The organism is Rhizobium sp. TAL182 (assembly GCF_002117725.1).
GTDB classification, from domain to species: Bacteria; Pseudomonadota; Alphaproteobacteria; order Rhizobiales; family Rhizobiaceae; genus Rhizobium; species Rhizobium esperanzae.
In genome coordinates this window covers 739,634-757,775 of the sequence record NZ_CP021024.1, presented here as the reverse complement: position 1 = coordinate 757,775, position 18,142 = coordinate 739,634, and the positions used below count along the sequence as shown (strand labels likewise).

The window sequence follows — 18,142 nt, the reverse complement described above, 5'->3', positions numbered from 1 at the left end:
TAGATATTAATTTTCAGATAAGCGGTAATGGTGACTTAAGCCAAGATGGTGAAATAATTGCAAATTATACGCCGCGCGGCCGCAGTGTCGCGATCGGGAGCCGGCAAGTTTGCTTTCAGACGGGCGGGCAGGATCAGATGAGGTGGGCGAGCAGCAGCGCCAGGCTGGCGGCAGTCGCGCCGGCTGCAAGCATCAGATATCGCAGGGTGGTCGTGCGGGCGTCGGGTTTTGTCTGGGCGATTGCGATGGCGCGGGCGCGTCGTGCGTTTCTATTCATGCTCGAAACCTCACTCTTATGACACAACAGTCCAACAAAAAGGCCTGCCGGTAAAGCTTAATTTGGGGAAAGCTTTGTGAGCCGGCAATTGAGACAGGATGGCGCACCTCTCTTAAGAAGTCTTGAATCGTTATACCGGATATTTCTATGCGCATTCGCCAGCGGCAAAACCGGAGGCCCAGGCCCATTGGAAATTATAGCCGCCGAGCCAGCCGGTGACGTCGACGCATTCACCGACGAAATAAAGGCCGGGAACGGTCTTTGTTTCCATGCTGCGGGAATCGAGCGCTGCCGTATCGATGCCGCCGAGCGTCACTTCGGCGGTACGATAACCTTCTGAGCCGGACGGTTTGACGATCCAGGTCTGGGCGCTGGCGGCCAGCCGCTGCAGCGCCTTGTCGGGCAGATCGGCCATGTTGCCGGCGATCTTTTCCCGCTCGACGAGAAACTGGGCCAGCCGCTTCGGCAGGATATCGCCGAGAGCTGTCTGCGCCGACTGGCGGCCATTCAGCTGCTTTGCCGCCTTCAAATGCGCTGATATGTCGATATCCGGCTCGACCGCAACGACGATTTCATCGCCCTCCCGCCAGTAGGAGGAGATCTGCAGGATGGCGGGGCCGCTTAAGCCCCGATGGGTAAACAGCAGCGCTTCGCGGAAGGCGGTGCGGCCATGGCGGATTTCGGCCGGAGCCGAAATGCCGGCAAGCGGCGCAATGCTTGCGAGCAGGCCGGGATCGAGCGTCAGCGGCACGAGGCCGGGGCGGGTTTCGAGCACGGCCAGGCCGAACTGCTCGGCAAGGCGATAGGCAAAGCCGGTGGCGCCCATCTTCGGGATCGATTTACCACCGGTTGCCACGATGAGAGAGGATGCCTCGAAGACGCCTTCGCCCGTGGAGACGCGGAAGTCCGCCTCCCTCCGTTCGACGCCGGATATTTCGGTGCCGAGATGCAGCGCCGCGCCGGCCGCGCCCATCTCATCGAGCAGCATGCGGATGACGTCCTTGGCGCTGTCGTCGCAGAAAAGCTGGCCGAGCGTCTTTTCGTGCCAGGCAATGCCGTGTCGGTCGACCATCGCGATGAAATCGGCGGGCGTGAAACGGGCGAGCGCCGACTTGCAGAAATGCGGATTGGCGGACAGGAAATTCTTCGGTTCGGCATGGATATTGGTGAAATTGCAGCGGCCGCCGCCCGATATGCGGATCTTCTCGCCAGGCGCCTTCGCATGGTCGAGGACCACGACCGAGCGGCCGCGTTTGCCCGCGCGAATGGCCGCCATCATGCCGGCGGCTCCGGCGCCGATGACGATGACGTCGCTCTTGTGCTGCAAACTCTTTTCCCCGATCCAACCGGCGTCTTCTTTTCCATCGAAGGGTGAAAGTCAACATTCTCAACCTCTCGCCAATTGGCAAACTCCGGCTATGATGGCGCCACGATCAACCAAACCGGTGTGTCATGTCCCCAAAAAAGACGACGCTGAAGCCTGCCAGAAACGTACCCGCCTCGACCAAAACACCTCCGGACCCCGGATCCCTGCGCGGCGTTGCGAACTGGAAGGAAGCAGCGCAGTGGCTGAGGGCCAGGGGCATCGAAGACATCGAATGCATCACGCCGGACCTTGCCGGCGTGCCGCGCGGCAAGATGATGCCGAGTTCCAAATTCACCTCGAACACCTCGCTGGCCCTGCCTTCGGCGATCTACCGGCATACGATTTCCGGCGAGTATCCGGAGGAGACGGAAAGCTTCCGATACGAGCCGCGCGACAGCGACCTGAAGCTGATGCCGGATCTGTCCACGCTCTCGGTCGTGCCCTGGGAAAGCGATCCGACGGCCCAGGTGATCTGCGACATCGTCGATTCGGACGGGGGTGAAGTGCCCTATACGCCACGCAACGTCTTGAAGCGGATCATGAGCCTCTATCACGACCGCGGCTGGAAGCCGATCGTGGCGCCGGAGATCGAGTTCTATCTCGTCGCCAAGAATGACGACCCCGACTATCCGCTGCATCCGCCGAAAGGCCGGTCCGGCCGCTCCATCCTCGGCGGCCAGGGCTATTCGATCGCCGGCATCAACGAATTCGACGAACTGATCGATGACATCTACCATTTTTCCGAAAAGCAGGGGCTGGAGATCGATACGCTGATCCACGAGGAAGGGCCGGCGCAGCTCGAGATCAACCTGCGCCACGGCAATCCGATCGAGCTTGCCGACCAGGTGTTCCTGTTCAAGCGCACGATCCGGGAAGCGGCGCTGAAACACGACATCTACGCGACCTTCATGGCCAAGCCGATGCAGGGACAGCCGGGCTCGGCGATGCACATCCACCAGTCGGTAGTCAATGTCGAGACCGGCAGGAACGTCTTCTCCAATGCGGACGGATCGGCGTCGAAGGAATTCTTCCATTTCATCGGCGGCATGCAGAAATTCGTGCCGAGCGCGATGGCGATGCTGGCGCCCTATGTGAATTCCTATCGGCGCCTGCAGCCCGACATGTCCTGCCCGGTCAACAATGCCTGGGGCTACGACAACCGGACGACCGCCTTCCGCGTCCCGGTTTCCGATCCGCAGGCGCGGCGGGTGGAAAACCGGCTGCCGAGCTCGGATGCCAATCCCTATCTCGCGCTCGCCGCCTCGCTTGCCGCCGGCCTGCTCGGCATCATGAGGCAGATCGAGCCGACGGCGCCGACGGAGGATTCGGCCAATGAGGGCTCGATCGATCTGCCGCGCGGCCTGCTGGAAGCCGTGGCGCTGATGGAGGACGAGCCCGCCTTCGAAGAGGTGTTCGGCAAGCAGTTCATCGGCCTTTACGCCGGTGTCAAGCGCGGCGAATTCGAGACCTTCATGCAGGTGATCAGTCCCTGGGAGCGGGAGTTTCTTCTGCTCAACGTGTGAGCGATATCATGGCATCGCAGGCGATGTGGCAGAGCCCGATTGCGCCCGGGCTATCCTGGTATCAGGCAAGTGTCGGGGAGCGGCCGACCTACGCCGCTCTCGACGGTTCGAGGACATGCGACGTCGCCATTGTCGGCGGCGGCTATACCGGCCTGCAGGCCGCCTACAACCTCGCCAAGTCAGACGTTTCGGTGGTGCTGATCGAGGCTTGGCGCTTCGGAGACGGAGCGTCCGGACGCAATGGCGGCCAGCTCGGCACCGGCCAGCGATGGTGGCCGGAAGAGCTTGAGGAAAAGATCGGCTACGAACGCTCGAAAGCGCTGTTCGATGTCGCCGAGGCGGCCAAGCGCCATCTTCTCGAATTCGCCCGGGAACATCAGATCGAGATCGATTATGTGCCCGGCCAGCTCAACGTCGCGCACAAGGCAAGCTACGAACGCGACTATCGTGAGAATGCCGAAATCGCCGCTGAGCGTTACGACTATCCGCATTTGAGCTTCATGGATGAGAAGGAAACACAGGAGCGGCTCGGCTCGAAGCGTTTCCGCTGCGGCGTGCGCGATGTCGGCACCGGCCATATTCATCCGCTGAAGCTGCTCATCGGGCTGGCGCGGGTGACCGCCAATGCCGGCGCTTCCATCTTCGAGATGACCCCGGCAAAGGCGATACGCCAAAGCGGCGGCAAGGTGACGATCGAAACCGAAAAGGGCACGATCACCGCCGACCGGGCGCTGATCGCCTGCAACGGCCATATCGGCAATCTGGAGCCGGTGACGGCAAGCCATGTCATGCCGATCCGCTCCTTCATCGGCGCCACCGTTCCGCTCGACGGCTATCCCGATGTGCTGCCGGGCGGCGAGGCCGTCGCCGATTCGCGCTTCGTCGTGCGTTATTTCCGTAAATTCGAAAGCCGCCTGCTGTTCGGTGGGCGCGAGGCCTATACCGCGGACAATCCGCGGGACATTTCGCAGCATATCCGCCGGCAGATCGGCGAAATCTATCCCGCTCTGAAAGACATCGAGATCACCCATGCCTGGGGCGGCAGCGTCGGCATCACCATGCCGCGCCAGCTTTTTGTGCGCGAAGTGATGCCCGGCGTCACTTCGATCGGCGGTTATTCCGGCCATGGCGTCATGCTGTCAAACTACTGTGGCAAGCTCTATGCGGAAACGGTGCTTGGCAAAACCGGCGATCTCGATCTGTTCAAATCGCTCGATATTCCCGCTTTTCCCGGCGGAGCCAGAATGCGGGCGCCGTTGCTTTTCCTCGCCTTGTCGTGGTTTGCGCTTCGCGACAAGTTTTAGTCCGATTGCGGATTTCCTCTTCCGGGAATTCGCTCTAAAACCGGTGCCTGACAGATTCATTGCACTGCACACTGGCTTTTTTAAATCGATTAGATTAAAAGGGCCGCCAACCAGCCTGATTGAGAGACAAGCTCATGAGCAGCCAGATCATTCCCGTTGAGCCTTTTGATTATGTCGTCTTCGGCGGCAGCGGCGACCTTGCCGAGCGGAAGCTTTTGCCTGCGCTCTACCATCGCCAGATTGAGGGGCAGTTCACGGAACCGACCCGCATCATCGGCGCCTCGCGCAGCCCGCTTTCGCACGAGGAATATCGCAAGTTCGCCAAGGACGCGCTGAAGGAACACCTGAAGAAGGGCGAATATGACGAAGCGGAGGTGGAGAAGTTCTGCGCTCGCCTCTACTACGTCTCCGTCGACGCCCGCACGGATACCGGCTGGGATCAGTTGAAGAAGCTGCTTGATGAAAGCAGGGACCGGGTGCGCGCCTTCTATCTGGCGGTCGCGCCCGGCATCTTCGGCGACATTTCGCAAAAGATCCATGATCACAAGCTGATCACCAAGTCGACCCGCATCGTCGTCGAAAAGCCGATCGGCCGCGATCTCGCCTCGGCGCTGCAGCTCAACGACACGATTGGCCGCGTCTTCAAGGAAGAGCAGATCTTCCGCATCGACCACTATCTCGGCAAGGAGACGGTGCAGAACCTAATGGCGCTGCGTTTTGCCAATGCGCTTTACGAGCCGCTGTGGAACGCCAACTACATCGATCATGTGCAGATCACCGTGGCGGAATCGGTCGGCCTCGAAGGTCGCGCCGGCTATTACGATACGGCCGGCGCGCTGCGCGACATGGTGCAGAACCACATTCTGCAGCTGCTCTGCCTGACGGCGATGGAAGTACCCTCGTCGATGGATTCGGAAGCCGTTCGCGACGAGAAGCTGAAGGTGCTGCGCGCCCTGAAGCCGCTCGATGCCTCCAATGTCGAGCAGGCGACGGTGCGCGGCCAGTATCGCGCCGGCGCTTCGGGCAGCGGCCCCGTCAAGGGTTATCTCGAAGAGCTGGAAGGCGGCGTCTCGAACACCGAGACTTTCGTCGCCATCAAGGCCGAGATCAATAACTGGCGCTGGGCGGGCGTTCCCTTCTATATCAGAACCGGCAAGCGGCTGACCGGACGCATGTCCGAGATCGTCATCACCTTCAAGCCAATCCCGCATGCGATCTTCGACCAGGCGGCCGGACGCATCGTCGCCAACCAGTTGATCATCCGCCTGCAGCCGGATGAGGGCGTCAAGCAGTCGCTGATGATCAAGGATCCGGGTCCGGGCGGTATGCGGCTACGCAATGTCTCGCTCGACATGAGCTTCGCCCAGGCCTTCAATGTCCGCAATCCCGACGCCTACGAGCGTCTGCTGATGGACGTGATCCGCTCCAACCAGACATTGTTCATGCGCCGAGACGAGGTCGAAGCGGCATGGAAATGGGTCGACCCGATCCTGAAAGGTTGGGAAACGACCGGCCAGCAGGTGCAGGGCTATACGGCCGGCACCTGGGGCCCGAGCCAGGCCATCGCGCTGATCGAGCGCGACGGCCGCACCTGGCATGACGACATCTAGGACGATATCGATGGCATCGACCCTGCATTCCTTCGCCAGTGCCGCTGAACTCGCCGGCAGCCTCGCCGACACGGTCGCCGAGAGGCTTTCGGCAGCAATCGCCGCCCGCGGCGCCGCCTCCATAGCCGTTTCCGGCGGCTCGACGCCAAAGGCCTTCTTCCAGGCGCTGTCGACGCGCGACATCGCCTGGGACAAGGTGACGATCACGCTGGTTGACGAACGCTTCGTGCCGGCCGACAATACCCGCTCGAACCATCTGCTGGTCGATGCCAATCTCTTGCAGAACAAGGCAAAGGCGGCGCGGTTCGTGCCGCTCTACCAGCCGGCAGCCTCGGTCGAGGAGGCCGCAAGGCTGGCAACGGAAAAAAGCGCCGAGATCGGCATCCCCTTCGACGTCGTCATCCTCGGCATGGGCGGCGACGGCCACACGGCCTCGTTCTTTCCCGGCGGCAGCAATCTTGCCGAGGCGCTCGATGCCTCGACGCCGCGCGGCGTCATCACCATGGAGGCAGAAGGAGCCGGCGAGCCGCGCCTGACTTTCACCTTCTCGAGTCTTCAGGATGCCGGACTGCTGGTTCTCCATATCGAGGGCGAAGGCAAAAAAGACGTTCTCGCCAAGGCGGAAGGCAGCGGTGACGAGGCAGAAATGCCGATCCGCGCCGTTCTGCGCCGGGCCACTTCCCCGGTCGAGATCTACTGGGCTCCCTGATCGGCCCCAGACCCGGATCCGGATTTCATGCCGGAGCCGCCGAAAGAGATAGAGACAACGAACAAGGCAGGGATTTTCCATGTCCGCTCATGCACGCATTTCTGCGATCACCGATCGTATCGTCGAACGCTCGAAGCCGACCCGCGAGCGCTACCTGGAACGCCTGCGCGCCGCGGCTTCCAACGGTGTGCAGCGTTCGGTGCTCGGCTGTGCCAACCTCGCCCACGGCTTCGCGATCTGTTCCCCCGCCGATAAAGACGCGCTCGCCGGCGATCGCATCCCCAATCTCGGCATCATCACCGCCTATAACGACATGCTCTCGGCCCACCAGCCGTTCGAGACCTATCCGGCGATCATCCGTGAGGCGGCCGCCGAGGCCGGCGGCGTCGCCCAGGTCGCCGGCGGCGTGCCCGCCATGTGCGACGGCGTCACCCAGGGGCAGCCGGGCATGGAGCTGTCGCTCTTCTCGCGCGACCTGATCGCCATGGCCGCAGGCGTCGGCCTGTCGCACAATATGTTCGATGCCGCTCTCTTCCTCGGCGTCTGCGACAAGATCGTGCCGGGCCTCGTCATCGCCGCACTTTCGTTCGGACATCTTCCGTCGATCTTCGTTCCCGCCGGGCCGATGACGACAGGCCTGCCGAACGACGAGAAGTCGCGCGTGCGCCAGCTCTTTGCCGAGGGCAAGGTCGGGCGCGCCGAGCTCCTGGAGGCGGAATCGAAATCCTATCACGGGCCCGGCACCTGCACCTTCTACGGCACGGCCAACTCGAACCAGATGCTGATGGAGATCATGGGCTTCCACATGCCGGGCTCCTCCTTCATCAATCCCGGTACGCCGCTGCGGGAAGCGCTGACGCGCGAAGCCGCCAAGCGAGCCTTAGCGATCACCGCGCTCGGCAACGAATTCACGCCGGCCGGCGAGATGATCGACGAGCGCTCGATCGTCAACGGCGTCGTCGGCCTGCATGCGACCGGCGGCTCGACCAACCACACGCTGCACCTCGTCGCCATGGCGCGGGCAGCCGGCATCCAGCTCACCTGGCAGGACATCGCCGAACTCTCGGAAATCGTGCCGCTGCTTGCCCGCGTCTATCCGAACGGGCTTGCCGACGTGAATCATTTCCAGGCGGCCGGCGGCATGGGTTTCCTCATCAAGGAACTCCTGAAGCACGGGCTGGTGCATGACGACGTCAGAACCGTCTTCGGCCAGGGCCTTGAAGCCTATACGGTCGATGCCCGGCTCAGCGAGAACCGCACGGTGCTGCGCGAACCGTCGCCGGATAAGAGCCACGATCCGAAGGTGCTTTCGAGCATCGAGACGCCGTTCCAGGCGAATGGCGGGCTGAAGATGCTGCGCGGCAATCTCGGCAAGGCGGTCATCAAAATCTCGGCCGTCAAGCCGGAGCGCCATATCATCGAGGCGCCGGCGATCGTCTTTCACAGCCAGCAGGAACTGCAGGACGCCTTCAAGGAAGGCAAGCTCAACCGCGATTTCGTTGCCGTCGTTCGCTTCCAGGGGCCGAAGGCGAACGGCATGCCGGAGCTGCACAAGCTGACGCCGCCGCTCGGCGTGCTGCAGGACCGCGGCTTCCGCGTGGCGCTCCTGACCGACGGGCGCATGTCCGGCGCATCCGGCAAGGTGCCGGCGGCGATCCACGTCACGCCGGAAGCGGTCGATGGCGGCCCGATCGCCCGCATCCGGGACGGCGACATCATTCGCCTCGACGCGATCAAGGGCACGCTCGAAGTGCTGGTCGACGCAGCCGACATGGCCGAGCGCGAGCCGGTGAGCATCGATCTCTCCGACAATGAATTCGGCATGGGCCGTGAACTCTTTGCACCTTTCCGCCGCGCCGTCGGCGCTTCCGATCAGGGCGCCAGCGTGCTCTTCCACTGAGCGCAAATCAGTTTGAATAAACAAAACCCGCGGGGCGCCTGAAGCGTCCCGCGGGTTTTTCTATGACCGGTCCGAGACTATCCGTCAGGCGCGGATATCGAGGACGTAATCCTTGTGCGCGGGGTGCGTGCTGTAGACGAAGATCTTGTTCAGCTCCTTCTGCGTCAGCAGGCGCAGGAAGCGAACCTCGATCGTATTGTTGGCGTTGACCTTCATCAGCAGGCAGCCGACCTTGGTAATGCGGGCATCCGGAATATCCAGATAGAACTGCTTCGGCAGGCTGAACTGGGTCAGGATTGCGAGAGTCGCGCTGCTCATCGAGATACGGACAATATCGCAGCGGCGCGAAGCCGCGTGCATGACGCCCTTTTCCGTATATTCGATGCGCGCGGCGTTCATTGTGTCCTCCATTTTGAACCGCGCCTCGCGGTCATACATGAAGGATTCTTCCTTGCTCAGGAAATGAGATCTTGGCTGTGACGGATTGGAAGCGGCCACTTGCTTATCCCCCTCATAAATTGACGAGGAAAAAGTAGCAGCCGATCTTTAACAGAACGTGAGAATTCGGTCCGCCAAGTATAATTCTGGGGATGATTACCCCAAAAATGGCGATCTCATTTCCGGTAGGTGTGGCCGCTCGCATCGAAAAGATGCAGCTTCTGCCGGTCGGCGGCAAAGCGCATCCTCTGGCCCTTATGGACATCATAAATGCCGGGCAGCTTGACGACGATCGGCTCGCCGGGGACCAGGCCTTCGATGTAAAGCAGCGTCACCTCACCGAGCGCTTCGACGATCGAGACCTCGCCCTCGAAAACATAGTCGGCGCCGTCGGCGATCCTCAGATCTTCGGGACGGACGCCGAAGCTCGCCTGCTTGCCCTTCTCGGAGGCATCGGTCGCCACGTCTAATGTCACCGACATGCCGCCGGTCAGCGTCACGGTCGTCTGGCTGCCGGTCCCGGCGATCGTCGCGGGAATGATGTTCATGGCGGGCGAGCCGATGAATTTCGCAACGAAGAGGTTAGCCGGGCGTTCGTAGAGCTCCAGCGGCGCGCCGACCTGCTCGATATTGCCGGCCGACAGGACGACGATGCGGTCGGCGAGCGTCATCGCCTCGACCTGATCGTGGGTGACGTAGATCATCGTCGTATCGGCCATCTGCTCGTTGAGACGGGCAATTTCAATACGGGTGGCGACGCGCAGCGCGGCATCGAGGTTGGACAGCGGCTCGTCGAACAGGAAGACCTTCGGATCGCGGCAGATGGCGCGGCCGATCGCCACGCGCTGGCGCTGGCCGCCGGAGAGCGCCTTCGGCAGGCGGTCGAGATATTTGCTCAACTGCAGGCTCTCGGCCGCCGCGCGGACGCGGCGGTCGATCTCCTGCTTGCTTTCGCCGGCGATCTTCATGCCGAAGGCCATATTGTCGTAGACGGTCATGTGAGGATAGAGCGCGTAGGACTGGAAGACCATGGCGATGCCGCGCTTCGACGGCGGCACGTCATTGACGAGCTGGCCGTCAATATACATCTCGCCGCCGGTAATCGCCTCGAGACCGGCGATCATGCGCAGAAGCGTGGACTTGCCGCAGCCGGACGGACCGACGAAGACGATGAATTCGCCCTGCTTGATATCGAGGTCGATACCATGGAGAACATCCACGGAACCGTAGGATTTGCGGATGTCCTTCAGTGTCAGTCCAGTCATTTGTCACTCCCCTCCTGATCCTTAGGCGAGACGGGCGAAATACGCCCCCCAGGCCGGAATATCGATCTTGTCGCCATAGTTGTTGCTGGTAAAGCCATGCCCCGTCAATGCCTGCCATTCTCCCGCAGGCAGAGTGACGCCGGTCTCGGCCGGGCTCATGTTGAAGACGCAGAGCAGCTTCTCATCGGCGTATTCGCGGGTGAAGACCAGGCTGTCGCCCTGCGCCTCCTCGAATTCGATCTCACCCTTGGCAAAGGCCGGGTGCAGCTTGCGGAAGGCAATGAAGCGGCGATAGTGCTCGAGCACCGAAGTCTCGTCGCCCTGCTGGATGTTGACGGCGCGCAGGATGTGCTCAACCGGCACCGGCAGCCAGGGCTTGACGGTTGAAAAACCGCCCTGGGCGACGTGGCTGTCCCAGACCATCGGCGTACGGCAGCCGTCGCGGCCCTTGAACTCCGGCCAGAACTGGATGCCATAGGGATCCTGCAGATCCTGATAGGCGAGATCGGCTTCCGTCAGAGCCAGTTCCTCGCCCTGATAGAGGCAGACGGAACCGCGTAGCGTCAAGAGCAGCGAGGCATAGAGCTTGGCGAAGGCGTCGTGATCGGCGACCAGCCCACCCCAGCGGCTGACGTGACGCATGACGTCGTGATTGGAGAAGGCCCAGCAGGCCCAGCCATCGGGGGCGGCAGCTTCGAAATCCTCCATCACCTCCTCGACGCGCTCCGGCGTCAGCGGATCGGGCGCCAGGAATTCGAAGGCATAACACATGTGCATCTTGTCGTTGCCGGAGGTATATTCGCCGACGATTTCGAGGCCGCGCTGGCTGTCGCCCACCTCGCCGACGGCGGCGATCGCCGGGAATTCCTCAAGCACCGCACGAAAGCGCTTCAGGAAGGCAAGGTTCTCCGGCCGGTTCTTGTCGTAGATATGCTCCTGGAAATTATAAGGATTGACCGCAGGCGCCGTCGATGCGTTGCGCCGCTCGGGTGCGAGCGCCGGATTGTCGCGCAAGAGCGGGTCGTGGAAATAGAAATTGATGGTGTCGAGGCGGAAGCCGTCGACGCCGCGGTTGAGCCAGAAGCGCACGACATCGAGCAGACGGTCCTGCACTTCCGGATTATGCAGGTTCATATCCGGCTGCGAGGTCAGGAAATTGTGCAGGTAATATTGCATGCGCGTCGGATCCCACGCCCATGCGGAACCGCCGAAGATCGACAGCCAGTTGTTCGGCGGCGAGCCGTCGGGTTTGGCGTCGGCCCAGACATACCAGTCGGCCTTGGCATTGGTCTTGCTGGAACGGCTCTGCACGAACCAGGGGTGCTGGTCGGAGCTGTGGGAGATGACGAGGTCGATCATCACCCGGACGCCGAGGCGATGGGCTTCTGAGATCATCGTATCGAAATCCACCAGCGTGCCGAAGATCGAATCGACATTCTCGTAATCGGAAACGTCGTAACCGAAATCGCGCATCGGCGAGGTGAAAAACGGCGAGATCCAGATCGCGTCGACGCCGAGGCTTGCCACATGCGGCAGGCGGGCGGTGATGCCCTTGAGGTCGCCGATGCCGTCGCCGTTCGAATCCTGGTAGGAACGCGGATAGATCTGATAGATCACCGCGCCGCGCCACCAGTCCTTGTCGGCGGTCAAGATCGATTGGGAAGCCACGTTCATGAGATATCCTGTTCGTCACATTTCGGGGGATTGTCAGCCGCCCTTGACCGAACCCGCCAGCAGACCACGCACCAGATAACGCTGCAGTCCGAAGAAGACCAGCAGCGGCACGACGATAGTGACGAAGGCCGACGCCGTCAAAATCTCCCAATTGCCGCCGCGCGAGCCGAGCAGCGCGTTCAGCCTGCCGGTCAGCACGAGGTGATCCTGGTCGGTGCCGAGGAAGACCATGGCGACGAGCAGGTCGTTCCATACCCACAGGAACTGGAAAATGGCGAAGGAGGCGAGTGCCGGGAAGGACAAGGGCAAAACGATACGAACGAAGATCTCGAAGTCGCTTGCGCCGTCGACGCGGGCGGATTCGATGATCTCCTTCGGCAGGCCGGCGATATAGGCCCGCAGAAGAAAAATGGCCAGCGGCATGCCGAAGGCGGTATGCGCGAACCAGATACCGGGATAGGTCTTCGACGGCTGGCCGAGCATATTGCCGATCTCGTTGTAGAGGCGAAGCAGCGGAATCAGGGACATCTGCAGCGGCACGACGATGAGGCCGACGACGAGCGCAATCAGCAGCCCGCGGCCGGGAAACTCCATCCAGCTCAAGGCATAGGCGGCAAAAGCGGCAATCAGGATCGGGATGATCGTTGCCGGGATCGTCACCGTCAGCGAATTGATGAAGGACTGACCGATGCCTTCGCCGGTCAGAACCGTCTTGTAGTTCTGCAGCGTGAACTCCGGTGGCGCGGAGACGGACACGTACATGCGCCGCGGCCGCTCGTCAGGCGAAAAGGCCGTGTTCTTCATGTAGCGATAGCTGCCGTCGCTGTTGATCTGCAGGCTCTCGCCATCGCCGAGATCGGCGGTCTCGCCGGCTTCAAAAGCGGCCGGCTGCTGTACGCGGTTGCCGAAGGCCTTTACGGAGCGGCCGGTCTGCCCTTCCAGTACATTGCCTGAAATGACGTAAGTGGCGCCTTCCTGCTGTTGCTGATCCGGCGTGCCCAGGCGGACGGCGATGGTCTGGGTCGAGCCGGCAAAGGCCGTCCACCAGCCGGAGACGACGATCTGGTCCTTGTCGCGCAGCGCGCTGACGAAGATGCCGAGCGTCGGGATCAGCCAGATGATGACGATCAGCAGAACGGCAAGGTGAACGAAGAGACGGGCGGGGCCGATCTTGAAGTAGCTTCCGACAGCGGTCATCTCAATGGCCCTTCAGTTCGCGGTTGGCGCGGCGCACGTTCCAGATCATGATCGGCGTGACGGCGAGCATGATGATGATGGCGATGACGGCGCTTCGGCCGGAATCGCCGCCGCCGCGGAACAGCCAGTTGAACATCAGGTTCGCCAGCACCATCGTCTGCCACTGGCCGTTGGTCATGGTCAGCACGATGTCGAAGACCTTGAGGACGAGGATGGTGATCGTCGTCCAGACGACGGCGATGGTGCCCCAGACCTGCGGCACCATGATGCGCCAGAAGATCTGCCAGCCATTGGCGCCGTCGATGACGGCGGCCTCGATCGTCTCCTCGGGGATGCCGCGTAGCGCCGCCGACAGGATAACCATGGCAAAACCGGTCTGGATCCAGATCAGGATGATCATCAAGAAGAAATTGTTCCAGAAGGGAACCGAGATCCAGACTTCGGGCGTGCCGCCGAACAACTGGACGATGGCGTTCAACAGGCCGATCTGGACGTCGTTACCGCCGCGATATTCATAGATGAATTTCCAGATGACCGAGGCGCCGACGAAAGAGATCGCCATCGGCATGAAGACGATGCTCTTGGCGATATTGCCCCACCAGATGCGGTCGGTCATCACGGCGATGACCAGGCCGAAGAAGGTGCAGGCGGCCGGCACGACGGCGAGCCAGAGGATGTTGTTGAAGATCGACTGGCGGAATTCGCGGTCCCCGATCGCCCATTTGTAATTGGCCACGCCGACGAATTGCTGGCCGGTGCGGTCGTAGAAGGAGAGAATGAAGGTGGCGACGACGGGGTAGACGAGATAGACGAAAAGCAGGAAGAGCGCCGGGCCGAGAAACAGCCATGGCCGGATGACCGCGCGCCGGTTGAGATTGCGCGAGGCGGCGCGGATGTCGCCATCCTTGACCGGGAGAGCGAAGTCCAGGATCTTGTTCGAAAAATAGAAATAGGCCGAGCACGCGACAACGGCGGCGACCACGACGCCCAAAGCGGACACTATCTGCAACAGCATTACGTCCCTCCCCTGCTTCCCCTGATCTTATTCCGGCCGGTTTTCATTCTGACGGGTCAAGGCCGGTCACCGGCAATATGCTTAGTCACAATATACCCGCGATGGCCGGGCTCTTTGCGAACCCGGCCAGTCATGCAGGCCATGCCGCCGGCAAACCGGCGGCATATCTGAACGATTACTTGATGCCGTCCCAGGCGCTCTGGATTTCGCCGGCAGCTTCTTCTGCGGACTTGCCGCCGACGAAATCGACCATGCCCGTCCAGAAGGCGCCGGCGCCGATTTTGCCCGGCATCAGGTCGGAACCGTCAAAGCGGAAGGTGGTGGCGGACGTCAGGATCTCGCCTTCCTTCTTCATCTGCGGATTGGCATAGGCGTCGGTGCTGACGCCCTTGTACGGCGTCAGGAAGCTCGACTGCGCCATCCAGACCTCATGCGCGATCGGGGTCTTCAGGAAGTCGATGAAGGCACGGGCCGCCTTCGAATCCTTGGTGATCGAGACGAGCGTGCCGGCGCCGAGAACCGGCTTGCCGAGGTCGGCATGCGAGGCGTAGGTCGGCATATAGAAGAAGTCGGCATCCTGGCCGAGCTTCGTGCCTTCGGGGAAGAAGGACGGGATGAACGAGGCCTGATGGTGCATGTAGCACTTCGGCGGAACGGCGAAGAGGCCCTTCGGGCTGTCGCGGAAATCGGTCGAAGCCACGGCCGCGACTCCGCCATCGACGTATTTCTCGTTCTTGGCGAACTTGCCGAACTCGTCGATCGCGGCAACGACGGCCGGATCGGTGAACTTCAGCTCGTTGGTCGTCCACTTGTCGTAGGCTTCCGGCGGCTGGGTACGCAGCATGATGTCTTCGACCCAGTCGGTCGCCGGCCAGCCGGTGGCGCCGCCGGAACCGAGACCGATGCACCAGGGAACGCCGCCGTCCTTGACGATCTGATCGGTCAGGGCATGCAACTCTTCCATGGTCGTCGGGATCTTGTAACCAGCTTCCTCGAAGTTCTCCGGCACATACCAGACAAGCGACTTGACGTCAGCCTTGTAAGGGAAGGCGTAGAAGGCTTCCTTGCCGTCCTTGCCCTTGTAGGTGCCGTAACCGACCCAGCTGTCGCCGGCGCCGTAATTGTCCTTGATCCACTTGGAATTGTCGTCGCCGAGCGGCGTCAGGAAGCCCTTGCCGGCGAGATCGGCCAGAAGGCCCGGCTGCGGCAGAACGGCGATGTTCGGCGGCGAGCCCGCCTGCGTGTCGATGACAATCTGCTGTTCGTAGTTTTCCGAAGAGGAGTATTTCGCGTCGATGCCGGTCGCTTCGGTGAAATAGGCGAGAACGCTCCTGAAGAACGCCTCGTCCTCGCCGCGCCACGGCCCGAAGATCGTCAGCGGCTGACCCTTCAGATCCGCGTGCGCGGCCTTGAATTCGTCATAGCTCTTCCAGTTGAACTTGGAATCCTGTCCCGGGGCAAATTTCAGATCGGCCGCGGACGCAGCACCGGCAAACAGCGCCGCAACGGCAACGCCCATCAAAAATGACTTTTTCATGTGATCAACCTCCCATCACAATCCCAACCGCGCCGAATTCCTCGCAAAAAGAAATTTCAAAGCGCTTTGACACCCAACTCATTTCACTTTCAGTGGAACGGAGTCAAGTCATTTCACGAAAATCCCCTGTGAGCTGGGGGAATATCGCGGCGCAGCGGCGCCTACCGGGGAAATATGGAGCGATTTTTCTTGAGTCAAGCGCGCGAGATGATACATAATTAAAAGCGCTTTGGACGCCATTTGGAGGCAGGAGGCCTTTTAGAGCGGCTGACGGCGGGCCGGGAGGAAGCATAGCAGGTGAATCTCAAACAGCTATCGGAATTGCTTGGGCTTTCGCAGACGACGGTAAGCCGGGCGCTCAACGGCTATCCCGAGGTCAACGAAGCGACCCGGGAGCGCGTGCTTCAGGCCGTCAAAGAAACCGGGTACCGGCCGAACAAGGCTGCCCAGCGGCTTGCGACCGGCAAGGCAGGCTCGATCGGCCTCGTCATGCCGACGGCGCCTGGCCATCAGTCCGATGTGCATTTCGGCGAATTTCTGGCCGGACTCGGCGAGGAGGCCGTGCGCCACGATTTTCATTTCGTCATCATGCCTTCCGATCCGGATGACGAGGTGGCGGCGCTCCGGCGGCTTGCGATCAGCGGCAATGTCGACGCGCTGTTCATCGCCTATATGCGCGGTCACGACCCGAGGCTCGCCATGCTGAAATCGCTCTCCATGCCCTATGTCGTGCACGGCCGCTCCTTCGGCGCGGAGCCGGATTATCCCTATCTCGATATCGACAATGAAGGGGCCTTCTACGACGCGACGCGGCTCTTGCTGCAGCTCGGCCATACGCGTTTTGCCTTGATGAACGGACCGATGCATCTCGATTTCGCCATCCGCAGAAGGAACGGCGTCATCTCAGCCCTTGCCGAACGCGGCCTCACGCTCGAGGAGGACTGCATGAGCCACGCGCTGATGACAGACGAACAGGGCCTGCTGGCGATGGAACGGTTCCTGCAACTGCCGGAACGGCCGACGGCCATCCTCTGCTCCAGCACGGTGATGGCGCTCGGGGCGATCCGCGCGGTTAACCAGGCGGGATTGCGGCTCGGCGAGGATATTTCGCTGATCGCCCATGACGACGTGCTGCCGCTCTTGAAGCCGGAAAACTTCTCGGTGCCGCTGACGACGACACGCTCCTCGCTGCGGGCGGCGGGTGTGCGCATCGCCCAGCGGCTGATCGGCACGGTGAAGCAGGCCGGCCCCTTCCCCGAACAGGAGCTGTGGAAAACCGAACTGATCGTCAGGGCCTCGACCGGGCCTGCCCCGCAGCAATCATAATCAGAACTGCGGCGGCGTTTGCCCTGCAGCGCGATGAGCGGCGATGACGGTGTTGGCCATCAGCATGGCGATGGTCATCGGACCGACGCCGCCGGGAACGGGGGTAATGGTGCTGGCGATCTCGGAGACTTCGCGGAAGGCGACGTCGCCGACCAGCCGGGTCTTGCCCTCGCCCTTCTCAGGAGCCGGCACACGATTGATGCCGACGTCGATGACCGTCGCTCCTGGCTTCACCCAATCGGCCTTGACCATCTCCGGCCGGCCGACGGCGGCGACCAGAATATCGGCATTGCGGCAGACCTCGGCGAGGTTCTTGGTTCTGGAGTGAGCCATCGTCACCGTCGCATTGGCATTGAGCAGCAATTGCGCCATCGGCTTGCCGAACAGGTTGGAACGGCCGATGACGACAGCATTGAGCCCGGAGAGATCCTCGCCGTGGGTGCGGCGGACGAAGACCATGGCGCCGGCCGGCGTGCAGGAGACCAGACCGGTCTTCAGGTCGCCGGTGGCGAGCTTGCCGGCATTGACGACGCTGAGGCCGTCGACATCCTTTTCCGGCAGGATCGACTGGATGATCGGTTCGCTGTCGAGCGGCTTCGGCAAGGGCAATTGCACCAGGATTCCGTGGATCGACGGATCGGCGTTGAGGGTGGCGACGAGGCCTGCCAGTTCCTCCTGCGTCGTTTCGGCCGGCAGCGTGTGCTGCACGGATTTGAAACCGCATTCCTTGGCCATCCGGCTCTTGGAGCCGACATAGGCGTGGCTTGCCGGATCGTCGCCGACGATGATGACCGCAAGGCCGGTCGTGACGCCGCTCGCCTTTTCCAGCGCTGCCGTCGCACTCTTGACCGTCTGAATTACCGATGCAGCTACGTTCTTGCCGTCGATTACTGTCGCCACGCGTCTCTCCGCCCTGTTTCGCGTCAATCTATGGATAGTTGACGAGCGTCAAATGCCCGCTAACGCCCTATCCTGTCGGAAAGCGGCAAGGCAATATCAAA

Annotated in this window: 15 protein-coding genes; 6 read left to right on the top strand and 9 right to left on the bottom strand. The window is 61.8% G+C overall.

Annotation, left to right across the window (positions count from 1 at the left end; translation table 11 throughout):
* Window positions 1-133 precede the first annotated feature (133 nt).
* Window positions 134-277 (bottom strand): hypothetical protein, encoded by a 144-nt coding sequence (locus tag Tal182_RS32095; RefSeq protein ID WP_164517756.1) that lies wholly within the window; start codon window positions 275-277, stop codon window positions 134-136.
* Between the two features lie 145 nt (window positions 278-422).
* Window positions 423-1,604 (bottom strand): NAD(P)/FAD-dependent oxidoreductase, encoded by a 1,182-nt coding sequence (locus Tal182_RS03800; RefSeq protein WP_064800718.1) that lies wholly within the window; start codon window positions 1,602-1,604, stop codon window positions 423-425.
* A 125-nt stretch (window positions 1,605-1,729) separates the two neighbouring features.
* On the opposite strand from Tal182_RS03800, the gene Tal182_RS03795 reads away from it, so the two are divergent.
* From Tal182_RS03795 to edd, 5 genes are all read left to right on the top strand, one after another.
* Window positions 1,730-3,166 (top strand): glutamine synthetase family protein, encoded by a 1,437-nt coding sequence (locus Tal182_RS03795; protein ID WP_085858103.1) that lies wholly within the window; start codon window positions 1,730-1,732, stop codon window positions 3,164-3,166.
* A gap of 8 nt (window positions 3,167-3,174) precedes the next feature.
* Complete coding sequence (locus Tal182_RS03790) at window positions 3,175-4,470, top strand: FAD-binding oxidoreductase (RefSeq protein WP_085860807.1); 1,296 nt, start codon at window positions 3,175-3,177, stop codon at window positions 4,468-4,470.
* A gap of 134 nt (window positions 4,471-4,604) precedes the next feature.
* Window positions 4,605-6,080, top strand: a complete 1,476-nt coding sequence (gene zwf / locus Tal182_RS03785) for a glucose-6-phosphate dehydrogenase (RefSeq protein ID WP_085858102.1) — start codon at window positions 4,605-4,607, stop codon at window positions 6,078-6,080.
* A 10-nt stretch (window positions 6,081-6,090) separates the two neighbouring features.
* Entirely contained in the window at window positions 6,091-6,789 is a 699-nt protein-coding gene (pgl, locus tag Tal182_RS03780; RefSeq protein ID WP_085858101.1) for a 6-phosphogluconolactonase, read from the top strand.
* A gap of 79 nt (window positions 6,790-6,868) precedes the next feature.
* Window positions 6,869-8,689, top strand: a complete 1,821-nt coding sequence (edd, locus tag Tal182_RS03775; RefSeq protein WP_064809610.1) for a phosphogluconate dehydratase — start codon at window positions 6,869-6,871, stop codon at window positions 8,687-8,689.
* Between the two features lie 84 nt (window positions 8,690-8,773).
* Here the strand turns inward: edd and Tal182_RS03770 are convergent, their stop codons facing one another.
* The 6 genes from Tal182_RS03770 to Tal182_RS03745 all read right to left on the bottom strand — a co-directional run bounded on the left by Tal182_RS03770 (window position 8,774) and on the right by Tal182_RS03745 (window position 15,815).
* Complete coding sequence (locus tag Tal182_RS03770) at window positions 8,774-9,127, bottom strand: hypothetical protein (RefSeq protein WP_020920408.1); 354 nt, start codon at window positions 9,125-9,127, stop codon at window positions 8,774-8,776.
* A gap of 176 nt (window positions 9,128-9,303) precedes the next feature.
* A complete protein-coding gene (gene ugpC, locus Tal182_RS03765) occupies window positions 9,304-10,392 on the bottom strand; it encodes a sn-glycerol-3-phosphate ABC transporter ATP-binding protein UgpC (protein WP_085858100.1) in 1,089 nt (362 codons plus the stop codon).
* 21 nt (window positions 10,393-10,413) lie between these two features.
* Window positions 10,414-12,066, bottom strand: coding sequence for an alpha-glucosidase (locus Tal182_RS03760; protein WP_085858099.1), 1,653 nt, complete (start codon window positions 12,064-12,066; stop codon window positions 10,414-10,416).
* Window positions 12,067-12,099: 33 nt separating this feature from the next.
* Complete coding sequence (locus tag Tal182_RS03755; protein ID WP_064800711.1) at window positions 12,100-13,263, bottom strand: carbohydrate ABC transporter permease; 1,164 nt, start codon at window positions 13,261-13,263, stop codon at window positions 12,100-12,102.
* A 1-nt stretch (window position 13,264) separates the two neighbouring features.
* Entirely contained in the window at window positions 13,265-14,278 is a 1,014-nt protein-coding gene (locus Tal182_RS03750) for a sugar ABC transporter permease (RefSeq protein WP_064809607.1), read from the bottom strand.
* A gap of 175 nt (window positions 14,279-14,453) precedes the next feature.
* A complete protein-coding gene (locus Tal182_RS03745; protein ID WP_064800709.1) occupies window positions 14,454-15,815 on the bottom strand; it encodes an ABC transporter substrate-binding protein in 1,362 nt (453 codons plus the stop codon).
* 297 nt (window positions 15,816-16,112) lie between these two features.
* Here Tal182_RS03745 and Tal182_RS03740 point away from each other — a divergent pair, with 297 nt between their 5' ends.
* Complete coding sequence (locus Tal182_RS03740) at window positions 16,113-17,141, top strand: substrate-binding domain-containing protein (RefSeq protein ID WP_064800708.1); 1,029 nt, start codon at window positions 16,113-16,115, stop codon at window positions 17,139-17,141.
* Here the strand turns inward: Tal182_RS03740 and folD are convergent, their stop codons facing one another.
* On the bottom strand, window positions 17,142-18,041 hold the full coding sequence (gene folD, locus Tal182_RS03735) for a bifunctional methylenetetrahydrofolate dehydrogenase/methenyltetrahydrofolate cyclohydrolase FolD (protein WP_064800707.1): 900 nt from the start codon (window positions 18,039-18,041) through the stop codon (window positions 17,142-17,144).
* Window positions 18,042-18,142: the final 101 nt, after the last annotated feature.

Excerpts from the sequence above, each read along its gene's own strand:
- Tal182_RS03760 (WP_085858099.1), bottom strand. The coding sequence starts at position 12,066 with ATGAACGTGGCTTCCCAATCGATCTTGACCGCCGACAAGGACTGGTGG.
- edd (WP_064809610.1), top strand. The coding sequence starts at position 6,869 with ATGTCCGCTCATGCACGCATTTCTGCGATCACCGATCGTATCGTCGAA.
- ugpC (WP_085858100.1), bottom strand. The coding sequence starts at position 10,392 with ATGACTGGACTGACACTGAAGGACATCCGCAAATCCTACGGTTCCGTG.
- Tal182_RS03755 (WP_064800711.1), bottom strand. The coding sequence starts at position 13,263 with ATGACCGCTGTCGGAAGCTACTTCAAGATCGGCCCCGCCCGTCTCTTC.
- Tal182_RS03750 (WP_064809607.1), bottom strand. The coding sequence starts at position 14,278 with ATGCTGTTGCAGATAGTGTCCGCTTTGGGCGTCGTGGTCGCCGCCGTT.
- Tal182_RS03745 (WP_064800709.1), bottom strand. The coding sequence starts at position 15,815 with ATGAAAAAGTCATTTTTGATGGGCGTTGCCGTTGCGGCGCTGTTTGCC.
- zwf (WP_085858102.1), top strand. The coding sequence starts at position 4,605 with ATGAGCAGCCAGATCATTCCCGTTGAGCCTTTTGATTATGTCGTCTTC.
- Tal182_RS03790 (WP_085860807.1), top strand. The coding sequence starts at position 3,175 with ATGGCATCGCAGGCGATGTGGCAGAGCCCGATTGCGCCCGGGCTATCC.
- Tal182_RS32095 (WP_164517756.1), bottom strand. The coding sequence starts at position 277 with ATGAATAGAAACGCACGACGCGCCCGCGCCATCGCAATCGCCCAGACA.
- pgl (WP_085858101.1), top strand. The coding sequence starts at position 6,091 with ATGGCATCGACCCTGCATTCCTTCGCCAGTGCCGCTGAACTCGCCGGC.
- Tal182_RS03795 (WP_085858103.1), top strand. The coding sequence starts at position 1,730 with ATGTCCCCAAAAAAGACGACGCTGAAGCCTGCCAGAAACGTACCCGCC.
- Tal182_RS03770 (WP_020920408.1), bottom strand. The coding sequence starts at position 9,127 with ATGTATGACCGCGAGGCGCGGTTCAAAATGGAGGACACAATGAACGCC.